General features: G+C 57.0%; 24 protein-coding genes and 3 tRNA genes. 18 read left to right on the forward strand and 9 right to left on the reverse strand.

Annotation, left to right across the window (positions count from 1 at the left end; translation table 11 throughout):
- Positions 1 to 25 precede the first annotated feature (25 nt).
- Positions 26 to 1255, forward strand: a complete 1230-nt coding sequence (gene fucP / locus V2S86_RS16930; RefSeq protein ID WP_330763404.1) for an L-fucose:H+ symporter permease — start codon at positions 26 to 28, stop codon at positions 1253 to 1255.
- A 45-nt stretch (positions 1256 to 1300) separates the two neighbouring features.
- Here the strand turns inward: fucP and V2S86_RS16935 are convergent, their stop codons facing one another.
- Positions 1301 to 2494: an MFS transporter gene (locus V2S86_RS16935; protein ID WP_330763405.1), complete on the reverse strand. Its 1194-nt coding sequence runs from the start codon at positions 2492 to 2494 to the stop codon at positions 1301 to 1303.
- 123 nt (positions 2495 to 2617) lie between these two features.
- Between V2S86_RS16935 and V2S86_RS16940 the strand changes: the two genes are divergently transcribed.
- Positions 2618 to 3535, forward strand: a complete 918-nt coding sequence (locus V2S86_RS16940) for a LysR family transcriptional regulator (protein WP_330763561.1) — start codon at positions 2618 to 2620, stop codon at positions 3533 to 3535.
- 23 nt (positions 3536 to 3558) lie between these two features.
- Here the strand turns inward: V2S86_RS16940 and V2S86_RS16945 are convergent, their stop codons facing one another.
- The gene (locus V2S86_RS16945) at positions 3559 to 4749 is read right to left on the reverse strand and encodes an MFS transporter (protein ID WP_330763406.1); all 1191 of its coding nucleotides are present in this window, start codon (positions 4747 to 4749) and stop codon (positions 3559 to 3561) included.
- Between the two features lie 124 nt (positions 4750 to 4873).
- On the opposite strand from V2S86_RS16945, the gene V2S86_RS16950 reads away from it, so the two are divergent.
- Positions 4874 to 5485 (forward strand): TetR/AcrR family transcriptional regulator, encoded by a 612-nt coding sequence (locus V2S86_RS16950; RefSeq protein ID WP_330763407.1) that lies wholly within the window; start codon positions 4874 to 4876, stop codon positions 5483 to 5485.
- Between the two features lie 49 nt (positions 5486 to 5534).
- Here the strand turns inward: V2S86_RS16950 and V2S86_RS16955 are convergent, their stop codons facing one another.
- Positions 5535 to 6611 carry a diguanylate cyclase gene (locus tag V2S86_RS16955; protein ID WP_330763408.1) on the reverse strand — a complete coding sequence of 359 codons (1077 nt, stop codon included), beginning with the start codon at positions 6609 to 6611 and terminating at the stop codon, positions 5535 to 5537.
- Between the two features lie 262 nt (positions 6612 to 6873).
- On the opposite strand from V2S86_RS16955, the gene V2S86_RS16960 reads away from it, so the two are divergent.
- Positions 6874 to 7158 (forward strand): DUF1435 domain-containing protein, encoded by a 285-nt coding sequence (locus V2S86_RS16960; RefSeq protein WP_330763409.1) that lies wholly within the window; start codon positions 6874 to 6876, stop codon positions 7156 to 7158.
- 82 nt (positions 7159 to 7240) lie between these two features.
- Here V2S86_RS16960 and V2S86_RS16965 read toward each other — a convergent pair.
- From V2S86_RS16965 to V2S86_RS16980, 4 genes are all read right to left on the reverse strand, one after another.
- Positions 7241 to 7327: transfer RNA gene (locus V2S86_RS16965), tRNA-Leu, on the reverse strand.
- Between the two features lie 44 nt (positions 7328 to 7371).
- A tRNA-Leu gene (locus V2S86_RS16970) sits at positions 7372 to 7458 on the reverse strand.
- Positions 7459 to 7494: 36 nt separating this feature from the next.
- Positions 7495 to 7581 (reverse strand) — tRNA-Leu (locus tag V2S86_RS16975).
- 72 nt (positions 7582 to 7653) lie between these two features.
- A complete protein-coding gene (locus V2S86_RS16980; RefSeq protein ID WP_330763410.1) occupies positions 7654 to 8598 on the reverse strand; it encodes a LysR family transcriptional regulator in 945 nt (314 codons plus the stop codon).
- 131 nt (positions 8599 to 8729) lie between these two features.
- Here V2S86_RS16980 and V2S86_RS16985 point away from each other — a divergent pair, with 131 nt between their 5' ends.
- Positions 8730 to 9722 (forward strand): aldo/keto reductase, encoded by a 993-nt coding sequence (locus V2S86_RS16985; protein WP_330763411.1) that lies wholly within the window; start codon positions 8730 to 8732, stop codon positions 9720 to 9722.
- 56 nt (positions 9723 to 9778) lie between these two features.
- Here V2S86_RS16985 and rsmC read toward each other — a convergent pair whose 3' ends face one another.
- Positions 9779 to 10822, reverse strand: coding sequence for a 16S rRNA (guanine(1207)-N(2))-methyltransferase RsmC (gene rsmC, locus V2S86_RS16990; RefSeq protein ID WP_330763412.1), 1044 nt, complete (start codon positions 10820 to 10822; stop codon positions 9779 to 9781).
- Positions 10823 to 10978: 156 nt separating this feature from the next.
- Between rsmC and V2S86_RS16995 the strand changes: the two genes are divergently transcribed.
- From V2S86_RS16995 to deoD, 13 genes are all read left to right on the forward strand, one after another.
- Positions 10979 to 11416, forward strand: coding sequence for a DNA polymerase III subunit psi (locus V2S86_RS16995; RefSeq protein WP_330763413.1), 438 nt, complete (start codon positions 10979 to 10981; stop codon positions 11414 to 11416).
- Positions 11361 to 11804 carry a ribosomal protein S18-alanine N-acetyltransferase gene (gene rimI / locus V2S86_RS17000; protein ID WP_013811417.1) on the forward strand — a complete coding sequence of 148 codons (444 nt, stop codon included), beginning with the start codon at positions 11361 to 11363 and terminating at the stop codon, positions 11802 to 11804. Before V2S86_RS16995 ends, rimI begins: the two co-directional genes overlap by 56 nt.
- A gap of 168 nt (positions 11805 to 11972) precedes the next feature.
- On the forward strand, positions 11973 to 13562 hold the full coding sequence (gene prfC, locus V2S86_RS17005; protein WP_330763414.1) for a peptide chain release factor 3: 1590 nt from the start codon (positions 11973 to 11975) through the stop codon (positions 13560 to 13562).
- Positions 13563 to 14093: 531 nt separating this feature from the next.
- Positions 14094 to 14708, forward strand: a complete 615-nt coding sequence (gene osmY, locus V2S86_RS17010) for a molecular chaperone OsmY (protein ID WP_004949915.1) — start codon at positions 14094 to 14096, stop codon at positions 14706 to 14708.
- Positions 14709 to 14863: 155 nt separating this feature from the next.
- Positions 14864 to 15025: a DUF1328 domain-containing protein gene (locus tag V2S86_RS17015; RefSeq protein ID WP_004955572.1), complete on the forward strand. Its 162-nt coding sequence runs from the start codon at positions 14864 to 14866 to the stop codon at positions 15023 to 15025.
- A gap of 56 nt (positions 15026 to 15081) precedes the next feature.
- Positions 15082 to 15267 (forward strand): CsbD family protein, encoded by a 186-nt coding sequence (locus V2S86_RS17020; protein ID WP_006320012.1) that lies wholly within the window; start codon positions 15082 to 15084, stop codon positions 15265 to 15267.
- A gap of 10 nt (positions 15268 to 15277) precedes the next feature.
- Positions 15278 to 16399 carry a patatin-like phospholipase family protein gene (locus V2S86_RS17025; RefSeq protein ID WP_330763415.1) on the forward strand — a complete coding sequence of 374 codons (1122 nt, stop codon included), beginning with the start codon at positions 15278 to 15280 and terminating at the stop codon, positions 16397 to 16399.
- Positions 16396 to 17172, forward strand: coding sequence for a TatD family hydrolase (locus V2S86_RS17030; protein WP_330763416.1), 777 nt, complete (start codon positions 16396 to 16398; stop codon positions 17170 to 17172). The genes V2S86_RS17025 and V2S86_RS17030 overlap by 4 nt, the downstream gene beginning before the upstream one ends.
- Positions 17173 to 17381: 209 nt before the next feature.
- Positions 17382 to 18647, forward strand: coding sequence for a NupC/NupG family nucleoside CNT transporter (locus V2S86_RS17035; RefSeq protein WP_330763562.1), 1266 nt, complete (start codon positions 17382 to 17384; stop codon positions 18645 to 18647).
- A 373-nt stretch (positions 18648 to 19020) separates the two neighbouring features.
- A complete protein-coding gene (gene deoC / locus V2S86_RS17040) occupies positions 19021 to 19800 on the forward strand; it encodes a deoxyribose-phosphate aldolase (protein ID WP_330763417.1) in 780 nt (259 codons plus the stop codon).
- 69 nt (positions 19801 to 19869) lie between these two features.
- A complete protein-coding gene (deoA, locus tag V2S86_RS17045) occupies positions 19870 to 21192 on the forward strand; it encodes a thymidine phosphorylase (RefSeq protein WP_330763418.1) in 1323 nt (440 codons plus the stop codon).
- Between the two features lie 70 nt (positions 21193 to 21262).
- Positions 21263 to 22486, forward strand: a complete 1224-nt coding sequence (deoB, locus tag V2S86_RS17050) for a phosphopentomutase (protein ID WP_013811425.1) — start codon at positions 21263 to 21265, stop codon at positions 22484 to 22486.
- A 99-nt stretch (positions 22487 to 22585) separates the two neighbouring features.
- On the forward strand, positions 22586 to 23317 hold the full coding sequence (gene deoD, locus V2S86_RS17055) for a purine-nucleoside phosphorylase (protein ID WP_006320026.1): 732 nt from the start codon (positions 22586 to 22588) through the stop codon (positions 23315 to 23317).
- A gap of 160 nt (positions 23318 to 23477) precedes the next feature.
- Here deoD and V2S86_RS17060 read toward each other — a convergent pair whose 3' ends face one another.
- Positions 23478 to 24164: a YtjB family periplasmic protein gene (locus tag V2S86_RS17060; RefSeq protein ID WP_330763419.1), complete on the reverse strand. Its 687-nt coding sequence runs from the start codon at positions 24162 to 24164 to the stop codon at positions 23478 to 23480.
- Positions 24165 to 24258 lie beyond the last annotated feature (94 nt).

The following is a 24258-nucleotide window of genomic DNA, read 5'->3' on the forward strand; positions in this document are numbered from 1 at the left end:
CATTACCCTACCCGAGGATATATCAATGCTTGCTGAAAAAAGTGCGGCCCCGCCACAGCTGGGCGTCAAGGCGACTTCCAATTTACGCTGGGCCTTTATCCTGGTCACCAGCCTGTTCTTTATGTGGGGGCTGTCATATGGCCTGTTGGACGTATTGAATAAACACTTTCAGGAAACCCTGCACGTGACCAAGGCGCAGTCGGGGTTATTGCAGGCGGCGTATTTCGGCGCTTATTTCCTGGTGGCGTTGCCCGCCGGCTATTTTATGGATAAGAAAGGTTACAAGGCCGGCATTCTGGTAGGGCTGTGCCTGTATGCGCTGGGGGCACTGTTGTTTGTGCCGGCGGCCTCCGCCAACAGCTTCGGCGCCTTCCTGCTTGCGCTGTTTGTCATTGCCTGCGGCCTGGGTTGCCTGGAAACCGCGGCCAATCCTTACGCTACGGTGCTGGGCGATACGCAAGGCGCGGAACGGCGGCTCAACCTCGCCCAGTCTTTTAACGGCCTGGGGCAGTTCATCGGGCCGATGATCGGCGGTACGCTGTTTTTCTCCGCAACCCAGGGGGCAAGCGGCGGTGACCAGAGCGCGGTGAAGGTGACTTATGTGGCGATCGCCGTGCTGGTGCTGCTGATTGCCTTGCTGTTCAGCCGCACCCGGCTGCCGGATATCCGTGAGGAAGAGCGGCCGGAGCAGGGTGAAATCGCGCAAGGGTTGTGGCAACACAAGCACTTTGTCGGCGGGGTGATAACCCAGTTCTTCTACGTGGCGGCGCAGGTCGGCGTGGGGGCGTTCTTTATTAACTACGCCACCGAACACTGGAGCGACGTTTCCAATCAGAGCGCTTCCTACCTGCTCTCTATCGCCATGATTTGTTTTATGATCGGGCGCTTCTTCAGCACCTGGCTGATGGGCAGAGTGAAACCTGCCACATTGCTGATGCTTTACTCGCTGATCAATATTCTGCTGTGCGGCGTGGTGATGCTCAGTATCGACGGGATCTCGGTGGTGGCGCTGATTGGCGTGTTCTTCTTTATGTCGATCATGTTCCCGACCATTTTCGCCCTGGGGGTGAAAAATATGGGTAAACACACCAAGCGCGCCAGTTCCTTTATGATCATGGCGATCGTCGGCGGCGCCATCATGCCTTACTTTATGGGGGCGCTGGCGGACAGATACAGCACCGCGTTGTCGTACCTGCTGCCGTTGCTGTGCTTTGCCGTGGTGTTTGTCTACGGCATGCAACAGCGCCGCCGCTAAATCTACGGCCCGTCGGCTCAGGCAGCGGCGGGCCGCTGGTTGCCATCAGGGTGTAGGTTCAGCCCTGATTTTTACCCGCGCGATAACCACCCATGCCAGACCTGTGGTGGCGCCGGCCATCAGGGCGTTGGTTACCAGACCATATTGATCGACAAGTTGCCCTCCTGTTACGGCGCCGAGAGAAATACCGATATTAAAGGTGGCGATATAGAGAGACGTGGCGACCTCGATTGACCGGGGTGCTGCGATCATCATCCAGGTCATCAGCGATACGGAAACCCCGCCATAGGCAAGCCCCCACAGCAGGGTAATAAGACCGCCGCTTACGGCGGTTGCTCCCCACCAGGAAAACAGGATGACGGCGGCAGTTAGCCCGAGGGCGATCAGCGCCAGCGTCGGGCGAAGGTGTTTTGCCGCCGCGCTGCCGGCGAGAAAATTCCCGGCAATGCCAGCGAGACCGTAGGCGAACAGCAGCGGGCCAATCCAGTTGTCGTCAAAATGGGATACCGTCTGCAGCAGCGGTCGAATAAAGGTGAAAGCCATGAAATGTCCGGCGACCAACAGGACTGTCACCAGGAGCCCGGCAAGAAGCTTTGGGTTTGCCAGTTGTTCGGCGAATAGCCCTAAGGTGACAGCGCGTTCCGCAGGCAGCGATGGGAACGATTTGATGAGCAAGATTAGCGCCAGCAGAGCTAAAAGGGCCATCGCCAGAAAGGCGGTACGCCAGCCGAATGCATCACCTATAAACGCCCCTAAGGGCACGCCTAATACCGAAGCGGCCGCGACGCCGCCAAAAATTATCGATATTGCCAGACCTATGGAAGCTTGCGGTACCAGCCGCCCCGCAATGCCCCCGGCAATGGCCCAAATTCCACCCATGCAGAAACCGACGACGACGCGGGCGGTCAACAGCCCGTTCATGCTGGCTGCCGTGGCTGAAGCAATATTAGCCGCGATCAGTAACACAAGAAGCCAGCGGAGGATCGTCCTGCGGTCAATCCCCCCGAAGGCGAGAACAACCAGCGGAGCAAAAAAGGCGGCCAGTAGTGCCGGCAATGAAATCATCAGGCCCGCCTGACCCACAGTGGCGTTTAGCGTGTCCGCAATGGGATTCAACAGGCCGACGGGTAACATTTCGGTGGTGACGACGGAAAATGTGGCCAGCCCGATTGAAAATACCGCCAGCCAGGGCCCTGGGGCGCTTGCCGGTTGCCCGGCGGCCTGGTGAGATGTGCTCATTAAGTTTCCTCGTTTGCTGGGTTTGATAGCGGGCATAGGGGGACGAACACAGTGTATACGCGCACTAACGGGTGATAAACTGGCCTTAATGAGCAACATTGGGGAAGAAACGTGGCTAATTTAATGGCGATGCCGCTTGATAACCTGTCCGATCTGCTGGTGTTTGTGCGGGTCGCTGATGCGCGTAGTTTTACTCTGGCGGCCGAGAGACTCGGCATATCCCGCTCGTCGGCGGGGAAAAGCGTGAATCGGTTGGAAGAGCGGTTGGCCACCCGGCTTCTGCACCGGACGACGCGCAGCGTGAGCCTGACCGAAGAAGGTCTGGTGTTTTATGAACATGCGCTGCGGATTCTGGCGGAGGTCGACGAAGCGGAAACGGCGATAAATCAGCGGCATCAAACGCCCAGAGGACGCTTGCGTATCGATCTTCCCGTCGCCCTCGGTCGTTTGCATATTTTACCCATTTTGAGGGATTTTCTGGTCCAATGGCCGGAAGTGGATGTAGAGGTGACGTTCTCCGATGACTACAGCGATCTGGTGCGCGAAGGGATCGATTTGGCTATCCGCATTGGCGGTAACGATGACAGCCGGCTGGTGCGCAAAGTCCTCGCGCCGCACCGGCTGATAACCTGTGCTTCACCGCGCTATTTGGATAACCATGGCGTGCCTCAGACGCCGGACGATCTGGTTGATCACCATCGGTTGGTGTTCTCGCACCAGGGTATGCCGGTTCCCTGGCGCTATCAGGTGAATGGACAACATCGTGACGAACCGGTCGGCGGAAGAATGCGTTTCAACAACACCGAAGCATTGCGGGACTCGGCGCTCGCGGGTGCTGGTCTGTGCCAACTCGGCGCTTTTCTGGTTGGCGAACAACTCTCGGCCGGCACGCTTGTGCCGGTACTGGAGCGATATTGCCGGGCTGAAGCGCCCATATGCGCCGTTTATCCCACCCGGCGCTATCTGTCGCCCAAAGTGAAACGATTCGTGGGAGCGATAGAAAGCCGATGGGGCGGCAAGGCCATTTGGGAACCGGCCTAACGCGCACGGAGGGTAATTTCCCGTCAGGCTGCATGCACGGATTTTTGCATTAATCGGTAACCGCCGGCGGCGACCAGCAATACCACCAGGCCGGCAGAAAGCGTGATGATGAAGCCGGTTTTTACGCCGGCTTCATCGACAACCCATCCCGCCAGAGCGGCGCCGAGGGCTACGCCAATCCCCAGCCCGGTGATCATCCAGGTTAACCCCTCCGTTAACCGGGAGGGCGGAACGATATTTTCAACCAACCCCATCGCAATGATCATGGTCGGCGCAAAGAACAAACCCGCGACAAACACCGTGGCCGCCAGCGTGAAAATATCCTCAACCAGCAGCAAGGGCAACGCGGTTATCGCCGTGGCCAGAGCGGCGTATAAAAACAGGCGGGGCAGGGGAACCGCGATTTTCATGGCGCCGAAAACCAACCCGGCCAGGCAAGAACCTATGGCGTACACCGACAGAACCAGGCTGGCTGCGGCGGGCTGTCCAAGCTGCTCGGCAAAGGCGACGCTGATGACGTCGACAGTGCCGACAATGGTGCCCAACGCGACTAACGCCAGCACCAGTATCTGCATCGGCACCTGCTTGATGACGGAACCGCGATCCGCGCCGTCGTCAGGATACACCGGCGGTTCCGAGCGTTTTTGCCAGACAAAGGCCGTGACGCCCATCGTCAGCAAAATGGCGGCGGCCAATGGCCCCGCCTCTGGAAAGACCGCTACGCTGAGGCCTACTGAAAGGGGGGGACCGATAATAAAGCAGACTTCGTCGAGCACGGACTCAAACGAAAAGGCGGTGTGCAAGCGCGGTGTTCCCCGCAAGAGTTCGGTCCAGCGGGCTCTGACCATCGCCGGCATGCTGGGCATGCAACCGGACACCGCCGCGAAGACGAACAGGGTCCAATCGGGTGCCTGATAATGCGTACAAAGCAGCAATGACAGCATGCCGGCTACGCTGACGGCGGTGACGCAAGGCAGCACGCGGCGCTGCCCCAGGCGATCAACCGCGCGTGAGATCTGCGGCGCCAGCAGCGCCATTGAAAACGCAAAGGTCGCCGCCACGGCACCCGCCAGCCAATAAGACCCCCGCAATTGGGCGAGCATGGTGATAATGCCGATCCCGAGCATGGAGATGGGCATGCGTGCGATAAGCCCGGCAAGGGAAAATGCTTTGCTGCCCGGCGCGCTGAAAAGCTCGAGGTAAGGGTTGGCCATAAAAACTCCAGAGTAGTGATGGGTATATTCGCCCTCATTGACATACGAGGCGTATGTAAACCTAATTGACATACGCCTCGTATGTCAATTATAACGTCATCACCCCTAAGCCCGGAGCGTCAAAATGGCACGTAAAGCACGAACGGAAATGATTGAAGAAACGCGCAAAAAGCTGGTTGCGACCGCGCGTCGGCAATTTGGCAGCGTCGGGTATGCCGATACGGTGATGGATGAGCTCACGGCGCAGGCCGGCATGACGCGCGGCGCGCTGTACCACCACTTTGGCGATAAAAAAGGGTTGTTTCTTGCCGTAGCGCAGGAAATTGATGCAGAAATGGATGCGCGCCTGGCCGATATTTCCGCCCATGCGCCGGATAGCTGGAGCGCATTCAAAGGGCGCTGCCGGGCCTATCTTGAAATGACGATGGAGCCGGAAGTGCAGCGTATTTTGCTGCGCGATTCGCCTTCAGTGCTTGGTGCGGAGCATTTGCAGGCCGGCAAACAGCAATGCGTCGCTTCGATGACCCTGATGCTGAAAACGTTGATGGAAGAAAAACATATCGCGCCGACCTCGCCCGAAGTGTTGGCACATTTGATTAATGGCGGTTTGATGGACGCGGCCTTTTGGATTGCCAATCGCCCTGATGCAACCCAGGCGCTGGCGCAGGCGTTGGATGGCGTGGAACTGTTGCTGAACGGGTTGAAACCTTTGCCGGCCTCGGCGACGAGCGCCTGAGGTTGATCGCTTACTCCCCGCAAATCATAACGCGGGGATTATTAGCGGGTTACAAGGTTGCCGCAACCTGTACGTTATCTGCCAGTTGAATATTGTTGCGGCCGTTGTTTTTAGCCAGATACAGCGCCGCATCGGCCGCGCGGATCGCCGAGGCCACGTCAAGCTTGTCCAGCATGGCGATGCCGGCGCTGAGCGTGACGGTAGTCACCTCTAACTGGTTAAAGCGGTGGGGAATTTTCAATTCTTGCACGCGCTGGCGCACCCTTTCAGCCAGTTGCGCGGCGTAATCTTCTTTGACGTTGGTCAGCAGCACCAGAAACTCTTCCCCGCCGTAGCGCACCACAATATCGCGCGAACGTACCGAGTCGCGGATGGCAATAGCCACTTGTACCAGCGCTTGATCGCCCATGGTGTGCCCATAGTTATCGTTATAGGCCTTGAAGTGATCGATATCGAGCAGCAGAACGAAATGGCGGCCCGATTGGGATTCCGGCAACATATTGATCTTGTTTTCCAGACCACGCCGATTATAAAGGCCGGTTAACGGATCGATCATGCTTAAATTACTGAATCTGTCTCGTTCGTTATACAGATTAGCCACCAACGTTTGGGTAAAGGCTTCGCTGCGCTTGAGCATGAGGTGATGGATTGAGAAAGCGATAATGGGTAGTACCGTGGTGAATACTATCCGTACGGTATTGTGCATACCGTCCAGTAATAGAATGACCAGCGCGGAAGGGACGGCATGCAGACAAAAAGCGATAAAGTTATCGGTTAAGGCAATGGCGCTGATAAAGAACATACTGAACAGACTAATTAATAAAAAGCTTTGATTATTAGGCGCAAAGTACTGACTTTTAATGTAAATATGTGCCGCCCACAGCAGGCCAATAACGCAGGCAAAAAGATTAAGTTTTTTGACGAATTGCCGCATGGAATGCAGGGTAAATAACAATGCAGCCAGACAAAATAGCGGTATGGCTAATAAAGGCAGGGTAAATGCAGGTTTATCCTGAAATGGGACCAATATTGTAAATAAAGAAGAGGCCGCATTCATCAACAAAAATAAAAACAATGATAAGCGGTGCTTGCTGGTCAGCAGTTCCTGATAAGAACGCGCGTTCATACGGAGTTCACTCTTTACAATATCGATCTGTCGAAAAATTAAGGTTAGAAAAATTCTTGCAGTGCAAATTAAACACCCGTACTAAATGGTTTTTAATTGTGATTATTAGCACGCTATTGCGACTAAGAATTTTCTTATGGCAAACTATCATTTTTTCACCATTCTGTCATCCGCGTTTGGCCGCTGCGGCGAAAATGATGCGCAGTGAAAAAAAGTGTTATATGATATTGGTTATCATTATCACTTAAAGGGTAGGGTTATCATGATTGCAGCCATGATTACCGCATGTGGATTGTGGGGTGTTAGCTGGTGCCTTGGCAACCGCCTGGCCAGCGCCTGGGGCGTTTTGCTGCCCTGTGCCTTAATGCCGTTACTGGCGTTGATCGACCTGGATATGATGCAACTGCGCACGCTCATCGTGATCGCCATGTTAGCGACGTTGGTCATGTTGTTTAACAGCCGCTGGCGTCATTATTTGCTGCTGCCTTCGTGCATGGCGCTGGCCGGTGGATTGGCGGCGGTCAGCCTGAATTTCAGCTTCAGTTAAAAACGCAAAAAACCGCTTGAGCGGAGAGTCTTTGGTATTTTTTGGGGGACTTCAGAGGAACAACCGGAGGAAACTCATCAATTGGTGCGAAGAGAGGGACTTGAACCCTCACGTCCGTAAGGACACTAACACCTGAAGCTAGCGCGTCTACCAATTCCGCCACCTTCGCACAGTCGATGTTGTTGCTTTTTGATTTATATTACGTCGCCAGCTTGGTGCGAAGAGAGGGACTTGAACCCTCACGTCCGTAAGAACACTAACACCTGAAGCTAGCGCGTCTACCAATTCCGCCACCTTCGCATCGATGCTGCGTGCAATATAAATCATGTGGTTATTTGGTGCGAAGAGAGGGACTTGAACCCTCACGTCCGTAAGGACACTAACACCTGAAGCTAGCGCGTCTACCAATTCCGCCACCTTCGCATTCCAGAAACATTACCGGAGTAACGTTACCACGGAGGCGAATTCTAGAGATTTTGGCGGGTACGTCAATAGTTATTTCCCCTGTTTGCGGGCGTTTGCTGGAAAAACAGCCATATCGCTGCTTTTAGGGTTTTCAAACAGCCCAATCAGCCAGTCAATCAATACTCTGACCCGTGGCGCAAGGAATCGGCCGGGCGGATACATGATGTAAATCGGCATCGGCGGCGGTGGCGTTTCCGCGAGCACTTCCACCAATTCCCCGTTTTCCAGCCACGGTGCCAGTGAATAGCGCGCCGCCTGTATCAGCCCGATGCCGGCGCGGCAGCCGCTGGTGTAAGCATCGGCACCGCTGACGCTCAGCCTGGCGGGCAGCTCGCGCAGTTCCAGTTTCCCGTTGCGGCAAAATTCCAGCGGGTAATCGCGGTTGTTGGCGAGGGAAAAATACCCCACCGCGCGGTGTTGCTGCAGGTCGTCAATGGACTGCGGAACGCCGAACTCCGCCAGATAACCGGGAGAGGCGCAGGTCAACTGCGGCAGCATGGCGATGCGTCGCGCCACCAGGCTGTCGTCCTCGGTTTCCCAGGCGCGCAGCACGCAGTCCACGCCTTCGCGCAGCAGATCCACGTGGGTGTCGTTGGCGCCTAACGCCAGCGTAATGTCCGGATAGCGCCGATAAAAATCATCCAGCGCCGGGATAACGATTTCACGCGCCAGCGAATGCGGCATATCGATACGCACCTTGCCGGAAGGCTGCAGCTTATGGCGGCTGAACAACGTATCCGCTTCTTCCAGCGCGCCCAACAGCTGTACGCAACGCTGATAATAGAGCGTGCCTTCGCTGGTCACCTGCACCTGACGGGTGGTGCGGATCAGCAACCGTACGCCGAGACGTTGCTCCAGCCGTTTCAGCACGTTGCTGACCGTGGCGCGGGGCAGTTGCAAACGCTCGGCCGCCCGGCTGAAGCTGCCCAGCTCGACGATCCGAGTGAAAATACGCATGGCCTGAACCTGATCCATTTTACCGTCCGTGATTGTTGGCGATTTTTGAACAGTGATGAGTAATCTGCATTATTTATCTTTATAGGGTAAACAACCAGACTTTGTTGCGACACCACTCCGGTTTAAAAAAACAGCAAGAGGGCAACACAATGCAACAGCGCACATTAGGATTTAACGGGCCGGCCGTTTCCGCTCTGGGTTTGGGATGCATGGGCATGAGTGACTTTTATTCGACCGATTCCGATGAAAAAGAAGCCATTGCCACTTTGCATCGGGCACTGGAGCTGGGGGTAACCCTGCTGGATACCGCCGATATGTACGGGCCGCATACCAATGAGCAACTGATTGGCAAAGCGATCAAGGGCAAACGGGATCAGGTCTTTTTGGCCACCAAGTTCGGCATTCTGCGCGATCCGACCGATCCCGCCGCCCGGGGCGTCAGCAGCCGGCCGGAATATATTCGCCGCTCGGTGGAGGGCAGCCTGCAGCGCCTTGGGGTGGACGTGATCGATCTTTACTACCAGCACCGCGTGGATCCCGAGGTGCCGATTGAAGAGGTGGTGGGCACCATGGCGGACCTGATTAGCGAAGGTAAAATTCGTTATATCGGGCTGAGCGAGGCTTCGGTCGCCACGCTGGAGCGTGCGCACAAGGTGCACCCGATTACCGCATTGCAAACCGAATATTCGCTGTGGACGCGCGATGCCGAACAGGGAACGTTGGCGGCCTGCTCGCGGCTGGGCATCGGCTTTGTGCCTTATAGCCCGCTGGGCCGCGGTTTCCTGACCGGGGCGATCCGGCGGCCGGAAGATCTGGACGCCGACGATTTCCGCCGCAGCAACCCGCGCTTCCAAGGAGAAAACTTTGCCCGCAATCTGGCGCTGGTGGAGAAGGTCGCTGAACTGGCGAAAAGCAAAGGTGTCGCGCCGTCACAGCTGGCGCTGGCCTGGGTGTTGGCGCAGGGTGAACACATAGTGCCGATCCCGGGCACCAAGCGTCGTCGTTATCTGGAGGAGAATATCGCGGCGGCCGAGCTAACGCTGAGCGAGGCCGAACTGGCGGCGATTGAGGCGGTGTTCCCGTTCCAGGCGGCGGCGGGCCCGCGCTATGGCGCCGAGTCGATGACCTATATCAACGGCTAAAAAAAGCGCAGCGTTTCCACGCTGCGCTCTTGGCCATGATATTCAGCGGCTAGCCGTTACTTCTTTTTCTTCGCCTCACGCGGCGCGCGGGCGACGGTGGCTTGATATACCTTGAAGCGGCCGTTCTGCGCCAGCACTTCGTGGCTGCCGAAGGTGGCGTCCAGAATGTCCGGGTACGGCAGGAAGGCGTTGGCCACGATGCGCAGACGACCGCCTATCGGCAGGTGTTTTAACGCACCGCGGATCAGGGTTTCGGCTGCGGTCAGGCTGGTTTGCAGGCCATCGTGGAACGGCGGGTTGGAGATGATCATGTCGAAACGACCGGTAATGTCGGAATAGACGTTACTGACGATCACTTCGCCTTCGATACCGTTGGCGGCCAGCGTAGCGCGGCTGGACTCCACGGCGGCGGCGTTGACGTCGCTGAGCGTCAGTTTCACCTTAGGCGACAGTTTCGACAGCACCGAAGCCATCACGCCGGCGCCACAGCCCAGATCCAACACTTTGCCCTTCATGTGTTTTTCCAGGGTCGACAGCAGCAGCGAGCTGCCTACGTCTAGCCCATCGCGGCTGAACACGCCCGGCAAGGTTTTCACTTCCAGATCGTGCAACGAGTAGCTTTCCCACCAGTCTTCCAGATCAAATTCGGTTTGAGTATCCAGGCGGCCGTGATACAGGCCACAGCGACGGGCGCTGTCGATTTTCACCAAGGTGGCGTAGTCTTCAATTATCTGTTCCGCACTGCGCACGCCGCTACGGTTCTCACCGACCACGAAGACTTCTGCGCCCACCGGCAGCAACGCCAGAATGTTGCACAGCTGGAACTGCGCTTCCTGTTTGCTCTTCGGCCAGTAGTAGATCAGCGTATCGCATTCGGCGACGAACGCGGCGTCTACGGTCAGGCCGAACTGCACGTTGTCGCCCATCGCCCGGTTCAGTAACTGCCAGTGATGGTATTGCTGGGTATGGACACGTACATCCGCGGCTTCGAATTGGGCCGGCAGGCTGTCCTGCAGGTCACCGGCGAACAGTACGCGGCGTTCAATAAACTCATCACTGTGGCGCAGCATGACTTCACTGGCGGGGGTTAATGCAGACATCGGTTTTTTGCTCCTGGAAATTAAGCTGGGGATTATAGAGCTTTGTGGCGATATGTTCGACGGGTTTGTTGGCGCAGGCCGCGCGGGTTTGTTAGCATAGCGCGGCGCATGGCAGGCATGGCGCACCACAACGGGTAGCTCCTGACAGGAATCGGCATGGCATCAAAACGCGACTGGCTGTTACAACAACTGGGTATTACGCAGTGGACATTGCGCCGCCCGGGCGTGTTGCAGGGCGAAGTAGCGGTCAGCCTGCCGCCCGACGTGCGTTTGCTGGTGGTGGCGCAGCCGCTGCCCGAGCATAACGATCCGCTGTTTTGCGACGTGTTGCGCAGCCTGGGACTGACCCCGGCGCAAACCTATGGCCTGACGCCGGACCAGGTAGCGATGCTGCCTGAGGATACCGAATGCAACAGCTGGCGGCTGGGCGTGGCGGAGCCGCTCGCGGTGGCCGGCGCACAACTACACAGCCCGGCGCTGGCCGAGCTTTCCCTCGACGCGAGTGCCAAACGCGCACTCTGGCAGCAGATTTGTCATCATGAACAGTATTTCTACCCTGACGGCGGCCGATCTGGCCACAGCCTTCAAGATTGAGCAGGCCAGCCACGCCTTTCCCTGGACGCAAGCCACCTTTGCCGGCAATCAGGGCGATCGTTACCTTAACCTGAAACTGGACGCCGAAGGGCAGATGGCGGGCTTCGCCATTACCCAGATCGTGCTTGATGAAGCGACGTTGTTCAATATCGCGATTCATCCGGATTGGCAGCGTCGCGGTTTCGGCCGTTTTCTGCTGGAAGCGCTGATTGCGCAGTTGGAAGCCCGCGGCGTGGTCACGCTGTGGCTGGAGGTGCGCGCCTCTAACCGTGCGGCCATTGCGCTGTACGAAGATCTCGGCTTTAACGAAGTGACCCTCCGTCGCAATTACTACCCAAGCGCCAACGGGCGTGAAGATGCGATAGTCATGGCGCTGCCGCTGGCATAGCGGGTGTACCTAGCCTATCTTTCCCGCCGGAAAAAGCATTGATTGTCACCGGTTGACAAATCAGCGAAAATGCCCGGCTATTATCTTTTATTTACCGCTTTGCCTGGCGCCGTGCGCGGCGCGTTCTGATGATGTCGCAGGGCGGACTAACCGTAGAATCTGAAAAACATGTCTCCTAGTGAATTTGCCCGCGAAGTCTCGAAAAGAAGAACTTTCGCCATCATCTCGCACCCCGATGCCGGTAAAACCACCATTACCGAAAAGGTATTGCTGTTCGGACAGGCTATCCAGACCGCCGGTACGGTAAAAGGCCGCGGCTCGAACCAGCACGCGAAATCCGACTGGATGGAGATGGAAAAGCAGCGTGGTATCTCGATCACCACCTCGGTGATGCAGTTCCCGTACCGCGAGTGTTTGATTAACCTGTTGGATACCCCTGGGCACGAGGACTTCTCCGAAGATACCTACCGTACCCTGACCGCCGTTGACTGCTGTCTGATGGTGATTGACGCCGCGAAAGGCGTTGAGGATCGTACCCGTAAGTTGATGGAAGTTACCCGTCTGCGCGACACGCCGATCCTGACCTTTATGAACAAGTTGGACCGCGATATTCGCGATCCTATGGAAGTGATGGACGAGGTTGAGCGTGAGCTGAAAATCGCCTGCTCGCCAATCACCTGGCCTATCGGCTGCGGCAAGCTGTTCAAAGGGGTTTATCATCTGTACAAGGATGAAACCTACCTTTACCAGACCGGCAAAGGCCACACCATTCAGGAAGTGCGTATCGTCAAGGGCCTGAACAACCCGGAACTGGACGTCGCGGTGGGCGAGGATCTGGCCGCGCAGTTGCGTGAAGAGCTGGAGCTGGTGCAAGGCGCTTCCCACGAGTTCGATCGCGAAGCTTTCCTGAGCGGCGACTTGACCCCGGTGTTCTTCGGTACCGCACTGGGCAACTTCGGCGTGGACCATATGCTGGACGGTTTGGTGACGTGGGCGCCTGCGCCGATGCCGCGCAACACCGACACCCGCGAAGTGGTGGCTGCGGAAGATAAATTCACCGGCTTCGTGTTCAAGATCCAGGCCAATATGGATCCGAAACACCGCGACCGCGTAGCCTTTATGCGTGTGGTTTCCGGCCGTTATGAGAAAGGCATGAAGCTGCGCCAGGTACGTACCGGCAAAGACGTGGTGATCTCCGATGCGCTGACCTTCATGGCGGGCGACCGTTCGCACGTGGAAGAAGCCTATCCTGGCGATATTATCGGCCTGCACAACCACGGCACCATTCAGATCGGCGATACCTTCACCCAAGGTGAAAACATGAAGTTCACCGGTATCCCGAACTTTGCGCCGGAGCTGTTCCGCCGCATCCGTCTGCGCGATCCGCTGAAACAGAAACAGCTGCTGAAAGGCCTGGTTCAGCTGTCCGAAGAAGGGGCAGTGCAGGTGTTCCGGCCGATTGCCAACAACGATCTTATCGTCGGTGCAGTGGGTGTGTTGCAGTTCGACGTGGTGGTTGCACGCCTGAAAAGCGAATACAACGTGGAAGCCTTGTATGAGTCGGTCAACGTCTCGACCGCCCGTTGGGTTGAGTGCAGCGACGTGAAAAAATTCGAAGAGTTCAAGCGCAAGAGCGAGCTTAACCTGGCGTTGGACGGTGGCGACAATTTGTCGTACATCGCGCCGACCATGGTGAATCTGAACTTGACGCAGGAGCGTTATCCGGAAGTGGTGTTCCGCAAGACGCGCGAACACTGATAGCACAACGGGGCACCTTAGGGTGCCCCGTTGTTATGTTGCCGCACCACATTCTGCTAATTAATAAATCTCCCTCATCAGTTCCTTTACCCCGCTGCCGCCAGGATTTCACCGGTATTCCCTGCGTTTTCCTCCCTATAGTCTATATTTAACAGGGGAGGGCGTATCCATTAAGCGTAATTCACTGCTTTTTACTTTATAGGTAGAGAGTTATTCGGTAGTGTTGCTAATTGGAGACAGGTCGTTCTGTTAAAGATCAATAAGATAGCTAAAGTGTTGTTTTTGCTCGTTACCATTGTCGCTGATCGGCGACGGTTTTTGGGTTAAATAATGAGCTTGTTTTTATTTCTTATTGATTTTTAATGTTATTTTAAGGTTGGCACAGGTGTTGCAATCATCCTTGTGTGACAGCAATCGTTTTAGCGTGAACGTTTGATCGTATAGAAATCGTGAAGTATTTACTGAGTGGGCCGCATCATGGCGGCTGAAGGATCCGCAATCATTTGGATCCGTAACCAAAGGAAGAGATCGATGAAAAATACCAAATTTGCACAATCACTGATGGCTGTTGTTTTGGGTTCCGTACTGGTTAGTGGCAGCGCGCTGGCTGAAGATACGCTGCTCAATAAAGCGTCAAGTGCCGCTGATAGCGCGGGTGCCAAAATCGATAGCTCCATGAAAAAAGTTGACGGTTACATGGATGACAGCGCAACAACGGCTAAAGTTAAAAGTGCGCTGGTCGACGATAAAACTATCAAAAGCACCGACATCTCGGTGAAAACGGAAAAAGGCACCGTGACTCTGAGCGGTTTTGTCGGCAGCCAGGCGCAGGCCGAGCACGCGGTCGAGGTGGCCGGTAAGGTGGAAGGCGTGAAATCCGTCAGCGACAAGCTGCACGTGAAAGACGAAGCCAAACAATCGGTGAAGGCTTACGCCGGTGACACCGCAACCACCAGCGAACTGAAAGCCAAACTGCTGGCCGATGACATCGTGCCTTCGCGCAACGTGAAAGTAGAAACCACCGACGGTGTGGTGCAGCTTTCCGGCGAAGTGAAAACCCAGGCGCAGGCTGAACGCGCAGAGAGCATCGCCAAGGCTATCGACGGCGTGAAAAGCGTCAAGAACGACCTGGTCGTTAAGCCATAATTCTTGGTACGCGTAACAACAAGCACGAGATCCTGGGTTGGTGATGAGGTCAACCCAGGATGCACCACCAAAAAAAGAAATTAACCCGCAGCCTGAGGATGTCCGAAAAAGACGCAGGCTGTGATGATTTTTTTCACTATGGTAAGGAGAGGCTTATGTTTCGTTGGGGCATTATCTTTTTAGTCATTGCATTGATTGCTGCGGCGTTAGGTTTTGGGACGTTGGCGGGTACCGCCGCCTGGGCCGCAAAAATCGTCTTCGTCGTGGGGATTATCCTGTTCCTGGTCAGCCTGTTTACCGGCCGCCGACGCCCGTAGCTTCCCTCAAAGTGTAACAAAGCTTGATTCCTTTTCTTGCAGTAGGGAGGTGCGTCATGAACAGCGACATCATCCTCGGACGCTGGAAACAGCTGAGGGGGCAGGTATGTCAGGCCGTGGCGGAATGGTCCGGCAGTGACTGCATTTGGCTGATGGGCAGCAATGACTGCCTCTCTGGCGTACTGCAAGAGGATTACGGAAGAGAGCAAGACGAGGTATCCTCGGAAAAAACGTCTCACTGAGGATACTGGGTTGGGATACAGAATACCCATCACGCTCGGCAATATAGAACCGCTGGCGTATAAACCATACCGGCCCGGTAAAATGGCGTTGGTATGTGAAGGGGGCGGGCAACGCGGCATTTTTACCGCCGGCGTGCTGGACGAGTTTCAGCGTGCCCGCTTTAACCCTTTTGACCTGATGATCGGCACGTCTGCCGGCGCGCAAAACCTCTCGGCCTTTATTTGCGGCCAGATGGGCTATGCACGACGGGTCATCACCCGCTACACCACCACCGCCGACTTCTTTAACCCGCTGCGCTTTGTGCGCGGTGGGCACCTGATTGACCTCGACTGGCTGGTCGACACCACCTCGCAACACTTGCCGTTGGCGATGGACGTGGCCGAAAAGCACCTGGTCGATGGCCGTGAATTCCTGATGTGCGCCTGCCGCAGCGATGACTTCGAACCGACTTACCTGCCGGCGCAACGTGCCAGCTGGCTGCCGGCGATCAAAGCCTCCAGCGCCATCCCCGGCTTTTACCGCATGGGCGTAGAGCTGGATGGGGTCAGCTATCAAGACGGCGGCATCAGTGACGCTATCCCCGTTGAAGAGGCCTACCGCCGCGGTGCCGATACTATCGTGGTCATTCGTACCGTGCCTTCTCAGATGTATTACACGCCGCAGTGGATGAAACGCATGGAGCACTGGCTGAGCGAAAGCAGCCTGCAGCAGATGGTGCGCATCCTGCAACACCATGAGCAAAGCTATCACCGCATCCAGCAGTTTATTGAGAAACCGCCGGGCAAGCTGCGCATCTTTGAGATTTTCCCGCCAAAACCGCTGGCCAGCAATGCGTTGGGCAGCCGCGTGACGTCGCTGAATCAGGATTATCATCTGGGTCGCCGCTGTGGACGTTACTTCCTGGCGACCGTTGGCCACTGGCTGATGCAGCAAGAGGAACTGGACGGCATAAAAGTGAAAAAAGCGCTGTCGCGCCGTCTGCTCCAGCCGGAGAACGTCAGAATGCCATCGCCGATCATCACCGATGTCAATCATCCGCAAGGTCTTGCGGCGCAATCGGAAGCCAGCCTGGTCGCGCCGAAAATTATCCTGCCGGGTGACGTGCCGCCGGGCGAGGGGGGCGGGCTGTGAGTCACGATTTTACCGACACCCACTGTCATTTCGATTTTCCGCCTTTCAGCGATCATGAGAGCGAAAGCCTGGCGCTGGCCGAACAAGCGGGTGTGCGGCGAATTATCGTGCCGACGGTAACTGCCGATCGTTTTGCTCGGGTGTTGAAGCTGGCGCGCGATCATCAGCCACTGTATGCCGCGTTGGGGTTGCATCCGCTGTATATTGCCCAGCATCAGGAACCGCAGCTTGAGCAGTTGGCCGGGTTTCTGGCCAGCCGGCCGCCGAAGCTGGTGGCGGTTGGGGAGATAGGGCTCGATCTGTACATGGAAAACCCGCAGTTTGAGCGCCAGCAGCGGTTGTTGATTGCCCAGTTGAAGCTGGCAAAACAGCATGATCTGCCGGTGATCCTGCATTCTCGCCGTTCGCACGATCAACTGGCCGCCGCGCTGCGCCGCGTGCCTTTGCCGCGCCGTGGCGTGGTCCATGGCTTTGCCGGCAGCTTGTCGCAGGCGCAGGCATTTATTCGCCTGGGCTATTACATTGGCGTCGGCGGCACCATCAGTTATGAGCGCGCGCAGAAAACCCGCGGCGTGATGGCCCAGTTGCCGCTGGCCTCCCTGCTGCTGGAAACCGATGCGCCGGACATGCCGCTGGCCGGTTATCAGGGGCAACCGAATCGCCCTGAACGCGCCGCAGAAGTGTTCCAGATATTGTGCCAACTGCGTCCGGAATCCCCGGATGACATTGCCGCCCACCTGCAACGCAATACCCACGCCCTGTTTCGTCTCTGAACGATAAAATCCTTAAAAAGCGTGACAACTGTCACGTTATAAGATTTTCATTTGCTTCCTGTTGTATACATTTGTGACATAAATCGGTGCGGGGACTGTCCCGCGCCGTATAATCGCACCCCGAAATCACTTTTCGGCGGACCTCTCGTTTCTACCGGGTAGGGATGCATTTCTTTTTCGCAACAGGGATACTTTGCATGCAACTCATTATGAGCCTGGTAGGAATGGCGGCACTGATCGCCATCGCCGTGCTGCTCTCCAGCAACCGACGCGCCATTAAATTGCGCACCGTTGTCTGGGCATTCATCATTCAGGTAGCCATTGGCGCGCTGGTGCTGTACGTGCCGGTGGGCCGCAGCATTCTCGGCGGCATGTCGGCCGGTGTGGCTAACGTGATCGCCTACGGTAACCAGGGGATTTCGTTTATCTTCGGCGGGCTGGTTTCCGACAAGATGTTTGAGGTGTTCGGTGGCGGCGGTTTCGTTTTCGCTCTGCGCGTGCTGCCGGTGATCGTGTTCTTCTCCTCGTTGATTGCCGTGCTGTACTACCTCGGCATCATGCAACTGGTGATCCGCGTATTGGGTGGCGGCTTGCACAAATTGTTGGGCACCTCACGCACCGAATCGCTGTCGGCGACCGCCAATATCTTCGTCGGCCAAACCGAAGCCCCGCTGGTGGTGCGTCCGTATATCGCCACCATGACCCAGTCAGAACTTTTCGCCGTCATGTGCGGTGGCCTGGCCTCGGTGGCCGGTTCGGTGCTGGCCGGCTATGCCCAGATGGGCGTACCGTTGGAGTATCTGATTGCCGCGTCGTTTATGGCCGCGCCGGGCGGGCTGCTGTTCGCCAAGCTGATGGTGCCGGAAACCGAACAAACCCACGATAAAGACGATGCGACGAAACTGATCGCCGAAGATGACCGCCCGGCCAACGTGATCGATGCGGCGGCGTCCGGTGCGGCATCCGGCATGCAACTGGCGTTGAACGTCGGTGCCATGTTGCTGGCGTTTATTGCGCTGATCGCCTTGCTGAACGGCATCCTTGGCGGTATCGGCGGCTGGTTCGACTACCCGCAGCTGTCGCTGGAGCTGATGCTCGGTTGGGTCTTCTCACCTATCGCCTTCCTGATCGGCGTGCCGTGGCATGAGGCGATGGCCGCCGGCTCGTTTATCGGCCAGAAGATTATCGTCAACGAATTTGTCGCTTACATGAATTTCGGCGCCTATTTGCGCCCGGACGACGTGGTGGCGGCGGAAGGATTGCAGGTGTTGTCGACGCATACCAAGGCGATCATCTCCTTTGCGCTGTGCGGCTTTGCCAACCTGTCATCGGTGGCGATCCTGCTCGGCGGCCTGGGCAGCATGGCGCCGAACCGTCGGCACGATATCGCGCGCTTCGGCCTGAAGGCGGTCGCGGCCGGCACGCTCTCCAACCTGATGAGCGCCACCATCGCCGGGTTCTTTTTGGCGCTGTAAGCCAGGCAAGGTTCCGCAATGGCGCACCAGGCCCTATTGCGGGACACCGCCTATACTCTAAAACGGGCACAGGATGTCGTGCTCGTCGTCTGCATCCGTTTCTTTAGCGAATTTGTGAACGATATCGCGTTATTTTGTGATGCTCTTCACATATAATTCCGTCCTGTTACAGTGTTATTTCATATAGTGTGACTCTGAGCGCGAATTGCCCCGGGCGATCGTGTTCAAATAGCTATTACTGACCCTGCTCGATATGCAGGGCCAAGTGCGGTGAGAAGGATCTCAGTTGCCGCCGCGGGAACCCGTTCCCCGGCGCTATCTTCAAGGAACCAAGTCCGCTCGCCAACACCCAGGTTCGCAGTTGGAGAGTTTTATGACCGAATTAACCGCAGCAGCGCAACGTGCGCTGGCCCTAATGGATTTAACCACGCTTAACGATGACGACACCGATGAGAAAGTGATCGCGCTGTGTCGTCAGGCCAACAGCCCGGCCGGCCATACGGCGGCCATCTGCATTTATCCGCGCTTTATTCCGGTGGCGCGCAAGGCCCTGCGTGAGCAAGGGACGCCGGACATCCGCATCGCGACCGTCACCAACTTTCCGCATGGCAACGACGATATCGACATCGCGCTGGCGGAAACCCGTGCGGCTATCGCCTATGGTGCCGACGAAGTCGACGTGGTGTTCCCTTACCGCGCGTTGATCGCCGGTAATGAGCAGGTCGGTTTTGAGCTGGTGAAGCAGTGCAAGCAAGCCTGCCAGGCGGCCAACGTGCTGCTTAAAGTGATTATTGAAACCGGTGAATTGAAGCAGGCCAATCTGATCCGTAAAGCGTCGGAAATTGCCATTAACGCCGGTGCCGATTTTATCAAAACCTCTACCGGTAAAGTGCCGGTCAACGCCACGCTGGAAAGCGCAGAGTTGATGATGTCGACGATCCGCGATCTGGGCGTCGCCAAAACGGTGGGTTTCAAACCGGCCGGCGGCGTGCGCACGGCGGAAGACGCGCTGCATTATCTGCAACTTGCCGATCGTATTCTGGGTGAAGGCTGGGCCGACGCGCGTCATTTCCGTTTCGGCGCCTCCAGCCTGTTAGCCAGCCTGCTGACGACGCTGGGCCACAGCACCGCAGCGCCCGGCAGCGGATACTGATCGATAACGTCGGCAAGGCGCGATGCAGCGCCTGCCTGCACCCTACATTCGCTCAATCAGGGGGATGCTTTGTTCCTGGCACAAGAAATTATTCGTAAAAAACGTGACGGTCAGCCGTTGAACGAGGCGGAAATCCGCTTTTTCATCAATGGGATCCGCGACAATGTGGTTTCCGAAGGTCAGATCGCCGCGCTGGCGATGACCATTTATTTCCACGATATGACCATGCCGGAGCGCGTGGCGCTCACCATGGCGATGCGTGATTCCGGTACCGTGCTGGATTGGAAAAGCCTGTCGCTGAACGGGCCCTTGGTCGACAAGCACTCCACCGGCGGCGTGGGCGATGTCACTTCGCTGATGCTCGGCCCGATGGTGGCGGCCTGCGGCGGCTACGTGCCGATGATTTCCGGCCGTGGTTTGGGCCATACCGGCGGTACGCTGGACAAGCTGGAGGCGATCCCGGGCTTTAACATTTTCCCGGACGACAACGCCTTCCGCAAGATTATTCAGGACGTTGGCGTGGCCATTATCGGCCAGACCAGCTCGCTGGCCCCGGCGGACAAGCGTTTTTACGCCACCCGCGATATCACCGCCACCGTAGATTCCATTCCGCTGATTACCGCCTCCATTCTGGCGAAGAAGCTGGCGGAAGGGCTGGATGCGCTGGTGATGGACGTTAAAGTCGGCTCCGGCGCCTTTATGCCGACCTATGCGCTGTCGGCCGATCTGGCGCAGGCGATCGTTGGCGTGGCCAACGGCGCAGGGTGTAAAACCACCGCACTGCTGACCGACATGAATCAGGTCCTGGCCTCCAGCGCCGGCAATGCGGTGGAAGTTCGCGAGGCGGTACGTTTCCTGACCGGCGAATACCGCAACCCGCGCCTGCTGGAAGTGACGATGGCGTTGTGCGTGGAAATGCTGCTTTCCGGTGGCCTGGCGAAAGATGACGCCGACGCGCGCGCCAAGCTGCAGGCAGTGCTGGACAATGGCAAAGCGGCAGAAGTGTTTGGCCGCATGGTGGCGGCGCAGCAGGGCCCGACCGATTTCGTCGAGCGCTACGACAGCTATCTGCCGGCCGCGACCCTCAGCAAGCCGGTGTATGCCGAAAAACAGGGCATTATCAGCGCGATGGATACCCGTGCGCTGGGCATGGCGGTGGTATCGCTGGGCGGCGGTCGCCGCCGCGCGACCGACAGTATCGATTACAGCGTCGGCCTGACCGGCATGGCGCGACTGGGCGATAAAGTGGATACCCAGCAGCCGCTGGCGGTGATCCACGCCAACGACGAAGAGACTTGGCAGCAGGCGGCCGAAGCGGTACGCAGCGCTATGGTGCTGAGCGACAAAGCGCCGGAAGAAACGCCAGTGGTGTATAAGCGCATCACGGAATAATTAACGAATCAGGAGCGGCAGCGGCCTTTTCGCTGTCGCCCACAGCGTGAGAACACGCAGGAGAGCACAGATGAAACGCACATTTATTATGGTATTGGACTCATTTGGTATCGGCGCAAGCGAAGATGCCGAGCGTTTTGGTGACAAGGGCTCCGATACCCTGGGCCACATTGCCGAGGTTTGCGCGCGCGGTGAAGCCAACGTTGGCCGTCAGGGCCCGCTGACCTTGCCTAACCTGAGCCGTCTGGGCCTGGGTAAAGCGGCGGAAGAGTCCACCGGTACCTTCCCGCAGGGGCTGGACAGCAATGCGGATATTATCGGTGCCTACGCTTATGCGAGCGAACTGTCTTCCGGTAAAGATACGCCGTCAGGCCACTGGGAAATCGCCGGCGTACCGGTCTTGTTCGATTGGGGCTATTTCAGCGACGAACACAACAGCTTCCCGCAGGAACTGCTGGACAAGCTGGTCGAGCGCGCCAATCTGCCGGGTTACCTCGGTAACTGCCACTCCTCCGGCACCGTAATCCTCGATCAACTCGGCGAAGAGCACATGAAAACCGGTAAGCCGATTTTCTATACCTCAGCCGACTCGGTGTTCCAGATTGCCTGTCACGAAGAGACCTTCGGTTTGGACCGTCTGTATGAGCTGTGTGAAATCGCTCGCGAAGAATTGACCGAAGGCGGTTATAACATCGGTCGCGTGATCGCGCGTCCGTTCCTCGGCGACAAGCCGGGCGAGTTCCAGCGTACCGGCAACCGTCACGATTTGGCGGTAGAGCCGCCGGCACCTACCGTGCTGAAAAAACTGGTGGACGAGAAGGGCGGCGAAGTGGTGTCGATCGGTAAAATCGCCGATATCTACGCTAACGTCGGCATCACCAAAAAGGTGAAGGCTACCGGCATCGACGCGCTGTTTGACGCGACCCTGATCGAAATGGAAAAAGCCGGCGACAACACCATCGTGTTCACTAACTTTGTTGATTTTGACTCTTCTTACGGCCACCGCCGCGATGTGGCGGGTTATGCCGCCGCGCTGGAGCTGTTCGACCGCCGCCTGCCGGAGCTGTTGAAACTGGTGAAAGATGAAGACATCATTATCTTCACCGCCGACCACGGCTGCGACCCGACCTGGCCGGGCACCGACCATACCCGTGAGCACATTCCGGTATTGGTTTACGGCCCGAAAGTGAAACCGGGCTCGCTGGGCCACCGTGAGACCTTTGCCGACATTGGCCAGACCGTTGCCAGCTATTTTGGCGTGTCGCCGATGGAATACGGTAAATCCATGTTCTAAGCCCCGTTTTTCAAGCCGCAGCCTTGTTGGCTGCGACTCGACATCCAAAGGCTTATACGTTTAACGTTTTTATTTAATACGATTCGAAGGAAGACAATTATGGCTACGCCGCACATTAATGCTGAAATGGGTGATTTCGCTGACGTAGTACTGATGCCGGGCGATCCGCTGCGTGCAAAATACATTGCGGAAACCTTCCTGGAAGGCGCGGTGGAAGTGAACAACGTGCGTGGCATGCTGGGCTTCACCGGCACCTACAAAGGCCGCAAAATCTCCGTAATGGGCCACGGTATGGGTATCCCGTCCTGTTCCATTTATGCGCGTGAACTGATTGCCGAGTTCGGCGTGAAGAAGATCATCCGCGTGGGCTCTTGCGGCGCAGTGCGCGACGATATCAAGCTGCGCGACGTAGTGATCGGCATGGGTGCCTGCACCGATTCCAAAGTGAACCGCATGCGTTTTAAAGATCATGACTATGCGGCGATTGCCGACTTCGACATGGTGCGCAACGCGGTAGACGCGGCCGCGGCGCAAGGTATCCCGGCGCGCGTGGGCAACATCTTCTCCGCCGATCTGTTCTACACGCCGGATCCGGACATGTTCCAGGTGATGAAGAAGTACGGCATCCTGGGCGTAGAAATGGAAGCGGCCGGCATCTACGGCGTGGCGGCTGAGCTGTATGAAGAGTTCGGCTGCAAGGCGCTGACCATCTGTACCGTTTCCGACCACATTCTGCGTCACGAAGCCACCACCGCCGCAGAGCGCCAAACCACCTTTAACGAGATGATCGTTATCGCGCTGGAATCCGTGCTGCTGGGCGACAAAGAGTAAGCATACTGCGGGCGCAGCATCCTGCTGCGCCTCTGTACCAATCTATTCATCCTCCGCAAGGATTCTCTTCGAGTGCTTTACCGTGCAGGTAGTTGGCGCCAGTAATCTATTCACCGATCTATTCACACGTGAATAATGTCGAGCAAGTGATGCGCCTGGCTTAAGGCTGTTTCGCTTCTTCCTTATCCTGAGGCTTGTCATCGTCGTCGTCTTCCACCGTATTGCCTTCTTCCAGCGGCGTATTGGCCGTCAGCAGATACGGCGATTGCTGCCAGCGGCTGCGGCGATGTTGCAGCAGGGTACGCGCCAGGATAATGCCGATGGCCAGCGCCAGCAGGATCATCAGGCGCAGCAGGTTGGTGGTGTTATCCACCTGTTTGGACTCGGTCGCCAGCACGTGGGTGTCCAGCGTAATGCGGATAAAGCCTATCGGGCCGTCTTTACCCTGAATGGATTCCACCAACTGGTGATTGAAATAGCTGCCGGCGCGTTTGCCGTCAAGCGACAGGCGATCGCGTATACTGATCTGTTCACCGGCGTGGGAAACCAGCGTGCCGTCCAACTGATAGACGCTGGCGTCCAGAATGCGGCTGTGGTCGGTAAGCTGTTTGAGGATGGCGTCGACGCGCTGGTTGTCGACGTCGCTGTCGTCATCGAGCAGGGGCGCCAGGCTGGAGGCCACCTGTTTGGTCAGCGTTTGCGCCAGTTCTTCCACCTGTTCGGATCGCGCCATCTGGTGACTCAGGCTAAAATAGGACGCGCCCTGCATCAATAGCACCAGCAAAGCCAGGCAAATCAGGATAATAGCGGTGCGGTGCAGGCGGAATTTCAGTTTAGCGCGAGCCATTCAGGTTCCTTGGGCATCTTGGACACTTTATGTTGCCAGAACCAATGGCGATAGGATAGCTTGATGCGTCGTTTTATCATGCAGCGTTTTTTCA

It is taken from the genome of Serratia sp. C2(1) (assembly GCF_036352655.1).
In the GTDB taxonomy this organism is placed as follows: domain Bacteria; phylum Pseudomonadota; class Gammaproteobacteria; order Enterobacterales; family Enterobacteriaceae; genus Serratia; species Serratia inhibens.